The organism is Georgenia thermotolerans (assembly GCF_009193185.1).
In the GTDB taxonomy this organism is placed as follows: Bacteria; Actinomycetota; Actinomycetes; order Actinomycetales; family Actinomycetaceae; genus Georgenia; species Georgenia thermotolerans.
In genome coordinates this window covers 223,616-230,150 of the sequence record NZ_VUKF01000001.1, presented here as the reverse complement: position 1 = coordinate 230,150, position 6,535 = coordinate 223,616, and the positions used below count along the sequence as shown (strand labels likewise).

At 76.7% G+C, this 6,535-nt stretch carries 7 protein-coding genes; 3 read left to right on the top strand and 4 right to left on the bottom strand.

All coding sequences use genetic code 11. From position 1 onward, the window contains the following. A partial coding sequence (locus tag GD970_RS01125) for a transglutaminase family protein (RefSeq protein ID WP_226925039.1) occupies positions 1-2,532 on the top strand: 2,532 nt, incomplete at its 5' end. A gap of 13 nt (positions 2,533-2,545) precedes the next feature. Here GD970_RS01125 and GD970_RS01120 read toward each other — a convergent pair. Beyond that, entirely contained in the window at positions 2,546-3,214 is a 669-nt protein-coding gene (locus GD970_RS01120; RefSeq protein WP_152199728.1) for a hypothetical protein, read from the bottom strand. A 140-nt stretch (positions 3,215-3,354) separates the two neighbouring features. On the opposite strand from GD970_RS01120, the gene GD970_RS01115 reads away from it, so the two are divergent. Further along, positions 3,355-3,837, top strand: a complete 483-nt coding sequence (locus GD970_RS01115; protein WP_152199726.1) for a hypothetical protein — start codon at positions 3,355-3,357, stop codon at positions 3,835-3,837. A 73-nt stretch (positions 3,838-3,910) separates the two neighbouring features. On the opposite strand, the gene GD970_RS01110 is transcribed toward GD970_RS01115, so the two are convergent. The 3 genes from GD970_RS01110 to GD970_RS01100 form a co-directional block, all read right to left on the bottom strand. After that, positions 3,911-4,258, bottom strand: a complete 348-nt coding sequence (locus tag GD970_RS01110; protein WP_152199723.1) for a YciI family protein — start codon at positions 4,256-4,258, stop codon at positions 3,911-3,913. 126 nt (positions 4,259-4,384) lie between these two features. Continuing rightward, a complete protein-coding gene (locus tag GD970_RS21440) occupies positions 4,385-4,609 on the bottom strand; it encodes a hypothetical protein (RefSeq protein ID WP_155524141.1) in 225 nt (74 codons plus the stop codon). Further along, positions 4,606-5,280, bottom strand: coding sequence for a DsbA family oxidoreductase (locus GD970_RS01100; protein ID WP_152199721.1), 675 nt, complete (start codon positions 5,278-5,280; stop codon positions 4,606-4,608). The genes GD970_RS21440 and GD970_RS01100 overlap by 4 nt, the downstream gene beginning before the upstream one ends. Before the next feature lie 139 nt (positions 5,281-5,419). Here GD970_RS01100 and GD970_RS01095 point away from each other — a divergent pair, with 139 nt between their 5' ends. Further along, entirely contained in the window at positions 5,420-6,499 is a 1,080-nt protein-coding gene (locus GD970_RS01095; RefSeq protein ID WP_226925038.1) for a hypothetical protein, read from the top strand. Positions 6,500-6,535 lie beyond the last annotated feature (36 nt).

Here is a 6,535-nt window from a genome sequence, read left to right as displayed (position 1 = left end):
CCGGCCCGGCACGGTCTGGCGCGCCGCGACCGCGTCGCCCGCCCCGGCGGTGGCCCGGTGAGCCCCGCGGAGGCCGCCGGCGCCGCCGAGCGCGCCGTGCTCGCCGTCCGCTCCGACCGGGCCCGGTGGGGCCAGGCCGGGCTGGCCGCCCTAACGACGGCGGTGGCGAGCTGGCCCGTCACCCTGCTGCTGCGCGAGGGGAGCTGGGTGGCCCCGGCGCTCGTCGGGCTCGGCGTCATCGCCGTCACCGGCGCGCTGGCCCGCGCCGCCGACCGGTCCGGGCCGGCGGTGGTCGCGCTGCAGGCCGGCGTCACGGCCCTCGTGCTGTCCTGGATCCTCGTCCCGGGCTATCACTGGCTCGGGCTGCCCCGGCTGACGGCGGTGGGCGAGGCGGCCCGGCTCGTGGGGGAGGGCGTCGCCACCATCCGGGACGAGATGGTCCCGGTCCCCGCCCGCCCGGGCATGGTGCTCGTCGTCGTCGTGGCGATCGCCCTCGTGGGGCTCGCCGTCGACGCGCTGGCGGCCACCCGCCGGTCCCCGGCGCTCGCCGGGCTGCCGCTGCTGGTGGTGCTCACGGTCAGCGCCTCGGGCACCGGGGTCGCGCTGCACCCGAAGTACTTCCTCGCCGCGGCGGCCGCCTGGCTGCTGCTCGTCGCCCGCCAGGGCGTGGGCGAGGTCCGCGCCTGGCGCCGGACGGGCGCCCGGGCCGGGGGGTGGGGGCGGGCCGACGGCGGCAGGGCCGACGGCGGCGCCCGGGGCGAGGAGGACCCCTTCAGCCACGACCGCGCCGAGGTCGAGCGGGGCGTGGCCCAGGGCGCGCAGGGGTACGCCCGGTGGGGCCGGGCGCTCGGCGCCGCCGCCGTCGTCCTCGCCCTGCTCGTGCCCGCCGCGCTGCCGCACCTGCCGCCCACCGTCCTGGCCCAGGGCCTGGTGCGCGCGGCCGGGCAGGCCCAGGACGGCCAGGTGAGCTTCACCGACACCCTCGACCTGGCCGCCGACCTCGCCAGCCGCAGCACCCGCCCGGTGCTGCGCTACCGCACCGACGACCCGGTGGGCACGCCGCTGCGCGTGGCCGTGAGCACCACCTACGACGGGCGGCGCTGGGTGCCCGCCGCGCAGGACCCGCCGGTGCAGCAGGGGTACCCGCTGCCACCCGGGGGCATCGACGTCGAGCACCACTCGCTGACGGTGTTCCACAACGAGCTGCGCGCCCCGCAGGTCGCGGTCCCGGCCAACCTCACCGAGGCCGACTTCGGCGCGATCCGCTGGGGCATGCGCCCGGCGACCGGCGCCGTCGTCGTCGCCGAGCGCCCCGAGAGCTATGGCGCGAGCTACTGGCGCGTCCTCGGCACGCTGCCCGAGGGCACGGGACAGGGCGGCCCGCCCCTCGACGCCGATCCCGCCACCCTCGAGGTGGACCCGGCCTCGGCGCCGGCGGTGACGGCGCTCGCGCAGGAGCTCGCCGGCCGGTCGACCAACCAGATGCAGGTCGCCATGGCCATCCAGTCCTACCTGCGCGGCAGCGCCTTCCGGTACTCCCTCACCCTCGCCGACCCGGTGCCCGGGCCCGACGGGCAGCCGCTCGACCCCATCACGCACTTCCTCGAGACCAAGGTCGGCTACTGCGTCCAGTTCGCCACCGCGATGGTCATGATGGCCCGCGCCGCCGGAATCCCCGCCCGCCTCGCGGTGGGCTTCCTGCCCGGCGAGAAGGGCGAGGACGGCGCCCGCACCGTCGTCGCCGCGGACGCGCACGCCTGGCCCGAGCTGTACATCAACGGCCTGGGCTGGACCCGCTACGAGCCCACTCCCGGCGCCCGGTCGGGCACCGCGCCCATCTACCGCACGCCGGGGGCGCCGATCCAGCCGGCCCCGGCGCCCAGTCCGACGGCGGCGGCCGAGCGGCCCAGCATGGACACGGGCCTCGGCGACACCCCGGTGCTGCACCAGCCGTCCCCGTGGGACACCGTGCGCCGGTTCGCGGCGGGCGCGGCCGCCGGCGTCGCCCTGACCCTCCTCGGCGCGCTGGTCCCGCTGGCCGCCCGGTGGCGGCGCCGGGCTGCGCGGCGCGGCGCCGGCGACGAGGCGGCCGTGGTGGAGGGGGAGTGGGAGACGCTCACCGCGACCCTGACCGACCTCGGCGTGCCGCCCCCGCGCGCGGCCACCCCGCGCCAGCTGCGGGCGCACTACGAGCGGGCCGCGCCGCTGGACGTCGACGGCGCGCGGGCCCTGGCCCGGGCCGCCGGGCGGGTCGAGGCCGCCCGGTACGCCCCGGGCGGCGCCGCGGTGGGGACCATGGTCGACGACGTGCGGGTGGTGACCCGTCAGGTCCGGGCGGCGGCCGGCTGGCGCGCCCGGGCGCGGGCGGCGCTGTGGCCGCGCACGGGGACGACCCAGCTGCGCGAAGCGGGGGAGCACGTGGGCCAGGTGCTCCGGCACTGGGCGGGTGCGGCGGCGCGGGCGACGCAGGGCCCGCGGCGGCGAGCGGCGGCTCAGGCCCGTCGGATCGGGCAGCGCCGCCCCTGGCGGTAGCCGCCGGGCGGCGTCAAGGCGTCGCGTCGGCCGCGGCCGGCACAGGCGGCGCGGCCACCGGAGGCGGGCGGAGGGCACGCACCCCCAGGCACACGCTCAGCGACACCAGCCACGCCATGCCACCGACGGCGCCGATGCCCGGGGTGATCCACGCCAGCGCCGCGAGCACGACCGGCAGCCCCGCCCAGCCCAGCGCCCGGGGGAGCCACCGGGTCCGCAGGATGGCCAGGCTCGTCGCCCCCACCAGGGCGGCCACGGGGGCGGCGAGTGCGAAGGCGCCCTCGTACGAGACGGCGAGCACCACCCGGGCGATGGTCGCGTCGGCGCTGACGGCCACGGTGGTGGCGGCCAGCGAGAGCAGGACCTGGACGAGCACGCCCGCGCCGAACAGCCCGCCGGCGACGGCCGCGACGGTGGCCAGCACCCGCCCGGTCACCACCTGGCGCAGCTCGCCGTGCAGGTAGGCCAGGAACCAGATGAAGAGGAACAGGGCGAGCAGCTCGGCGTAGGCGGCCGCGGTGAACGCGTGCTCCCACCGCGTGAAGATGCGGACCAGGGTCTGGTCGGTCGAGCCCAGCGGCGCCTGGCACGCCAGGCACTGGACCGTCGGCACGGTGATGAGCACCACCATGGCGACCAGGCCGGCGAGGGCGGCAAGGACGCCGGGAAGACGTCGGGACATGCGGCGGAGCCTAGGGCGGCCCGCGGCGGGGCGGGCGAGAACTGCCCCAGAAAATCGGGAATGACCGGAACGGATGGCGTTCCTAGGCTCGGGCCGTGTGCGCGGTCGACGGCGACCGCCCCGGACGAACGGACCCCTCCATGCTCAGAACCATCGGCACCCGCGTGCTGGCCGGCCTGCTCGCCGCCGTGGCGGTCGGCGTCCTGGCCGGCGCGGCAGCGCGGCTGCTCATGCGCCTCCTCGTCGTCCTCTCGGGCGGCGAGCCGCGCTTCTCGGTGCTCGGCACCTTCTTCATCGTCGTCGTGTTCATCATCGCCATGGTGCCCGGCGCGGTCACCGGCGCCCTGGGCGCGCGGCGGACCGGTCACGTTCTGCTCGGGCTCGGCGCCGGCTTCCTCATCTTTCAGAGCGTCAACATCGCCGTGCAGGAGGACGCGACCGAGGTGATCGAGGCGGGAAGCCTCATGCTCGCCCTGGCGATCCTGGTGCTCGTCGGCTTCGCCGTCGTCGCCGTGGCTCAGGCAGTGGCGGTCGCCCGGCTCGCCCGGGCGCTCGCCCGGCGCAGCGTCGGCGGCGACGCGCCGCTGGCCCGCGTCCGCGTGAGGGAGGCGGCGGCCGGCTGATGCCGTCGGGGTGTCGCACCGAGCGACGGCGCCGGCGGCGAGGCGCGACCCTGCCCGTCGCCGAGGAGGCCGGTCAGCCGAGCGGGCCCCCGCTGCCCTCGAGGAGTGGGCGCACCTCGACCGCGCCGTACGAGGCGACCGGGTGCTGCGCCGCCACCTCCAGGGCCTCCTCCGCGGTGTCGCACTCGATGAGCGCGTAACCGGCGATGACCTCCTTGGCCTCGGTGTAGGGCCCGTCGGAGACCTGGGGCCGACCGTCGCGCACGCGCACGGTGCGGGCCTCCGCGTGGGGCCGCAGCTGGCTCGTGTGGCGCATGACGCCACGCCGCACGGTGTCCTCGCTCCACGTGCCGCAGCCGGGCGGGATGTCGTCCGGGCGGTCCTCCGCCTCGGGAACGGCGATCAGCAGCAGGTACTTCACGGGTCCTCCCTCGGGGTCGGTCCCGAGCATGGCACCTCCCGCCGACATCAGGGCCGCGGACGGGGCACACCACCCCTCCGAGAAGCGGCCCCGGCCCATGGTGTGTGGGACGGGGCCGCCGGAGCGCTACTCCGGGGGCGCGGCAGCGGGCGGCACGACGCCGGGCACCGCGCAGACGCCGTCGATGCACACGCCGGCGGCGGCGTCACCGAGGGGCTCGAGCCCGCCGAGGTCGACCAGGCCGCCGAGGCCGGCGAGCGTGCTGGACCCGGGCACGGGCGCGCCCGCCGCGGGCGCCGTCGTGCCGGCCGCGACCGGTCCGGCGTGGGCCGTCGGCTCCGGGCCGCTCATCGGGCCCCCTGCCCGGCCGGCTCGTCCGCGTCGCGCTCGGCGGCCGCCCGGCGCAGCGCCTCGGCGAAGACCTCCGGGCTCTGCGCGCCCGAGACGCCGTACTTCTCCCCGACGACGTAGAACGGCACGCCCTGGATGCCGAGCTGCCGGGCGGCGGTGATGTCGGCCTGGACGTCGGCGCGGTAGGTGCCGTCGGCGAGGACGCGGCGCGTCTCCTCCGCGTCGAGCCCGGCCTCGACGGCCAGGGCCACCAGGTCCTCCTCGTGCCCGACGTGGCGGCCCTGCTCGAAGTAGGCCGAGAAGAGCCGCTCGGCGACCTCGAGCTGCCGGCCCTGGGTCTTGGCGTGGTGCAGCAGCTCGTGCGCCTTGAGCGTCTTGGTGTGCTGCACCTTGTCGAAGTCGTAGGCCAGGCCCTCGGCGGCGGCCAGCTGGGTCATCTGCCCCAGCATCTGGGCGACCTGCTCGCGCGGCATGCCCTTGTGGTCGGCGAGGAAGTCCACCTCGCTGCCCTCGAAGTCCACCGGGGTGTCCGGGGCCAGCTCGAAGGAGTGGTAGACGACCTCCACCTCCCCGTCGAAGGCCGCCGCGGCCTTCTCGAAACGGCGCTTGCCGATGAAGCACCAGGGGCAGGCGATGTCGGACCACACGTGCACGGAGATGGGTTGGCTCATGCCGGGTCAACCCGGCGGCCCCGCCGAGCATTCCGTGCGGCTCCGTCCGTGTCCCGGTCACCCAGCGTTCATCCGCACGAGGGTTAGCGGACTTCCAGGTCCGATAGCGTCCCCGCGCCCATCGACCCAGGAGGACACGTTGCCCATCTCTCGCACGTTCGTCGGCGCCGGCCTGGCCCTGACGGCCGCCCTGGCCGCCGCGCCGGCGTCGGCCTCGCCCGCCCAGCACACGCCCGCCGCGCACGCCGCAGCCTCGCCGGCCCAGCACGCGTCAGTCGGGCAGGACGCCTTCACCTTCGCCGTCATCGGCGACGTGCCCTACGGCGCCGCGGCCCGCGCGGCCTTCCCCGGCCAGATCCAGCAGATGAACGAGGACGACCTGCGCTTCGTCGCACACGTCGGCGACATCAAGGACGGCTCGTCCGAGTGCTCCGACGCCTACTTCGCCGCTGTCCGATCCGCGCTGGACACCTTCGAGCACCCTCTCGTCTACACTCCCGGCGACAACGAGTGGGTGGACTGTCACCGCACCAACAACGGCGCCTACGACCCGCTCGAGCGTCTGGCCACGGTCCGCGAGGTCTTCTTCCCGGTGCCCGGCAAGACGCTCGGCGCGACCATGCCGGTGCGGTCCCAGGCCGCGCTCGGGCTCCCGGAGAACGTCGCGTTCCGTCACAACCGGGTGGCGTTCGCCGTCGTCAACGTCCAGGGCAGCAACAACAGCCTCCAGCCCTGGACGGGGCGTGGCCTGAGCGAGCCGACGACGGCGCAGCTCGCCGAGGTCGAGCACCGCACCGCCGCCGTGGTCGAGCAGCTCCGGACCACCTTCGCCGAGGCCCGCCAACGGCACGACCGCGCCGTCGTCGTCCTGACCCAGGCAGACATGTTCGACCCCTCCCAGCTCGCCGCCGCCCAGGCAGATCCGGCGGCGGTCAGCGGTTTCCGGGCGATCGTCGCCGCGCTCGCGGAAGAGGCCAACCGGTTCGACGGCCCCGTGTACCTCGTCAACGGCGACAGCCACGCCTACGCCGCCGACGCGCCGCTGGCGGCGGGGTCGCCCTGGCTCGGGGTCTACGGCACGCCCGCGGCCGACGACCTGCGCCGCGTGACGGTCGACGGCGCGGCGAACGCCACGGGCTACCTGCGCTTCACCGTCGCGCCCAACGCCGCCGGCACGGACGACGTCCTGGAGTGGGAGGCCGTGCCGTTCGCGTCGTGACGTCGCGCCATGGCCGGTGCACCAGCCGTCGCGAAC

Excerpts from the sequence above, each read along its gene's own strand:
- GD970_RS01120 (WP_152199728.1), bottom strand. The coding sequence starts at position 3,214 with ATGTCCCGACGTCTTCCCGGCGTCCTTGCCGCCCTCGCCGGCCTGGTC.
- GD970_RS01115 (WP_152199726.1), top strand. The coding sequence starts at position 3,355 with ATGCTCAGAACCATCGGCACCCGCGTGCTGGCCGGCCTGCTCGCCGCC.
- GD970_RS21440 (WP_155524141.1), bottom strand. The coding sequence starts at position 4,609 with ATGAGCGGCCCGGAGCCGACGGCCCACGCCGGACCGGTCGCGGCCGGC.
- GD970_RS01100 (WP_152199721.1), bottom strand. The coding sequence starts at position 5,280 with ATGAGCCAACCCATCTCCGTGCACGTGTGGTCCGACATCGCCTGCCCC.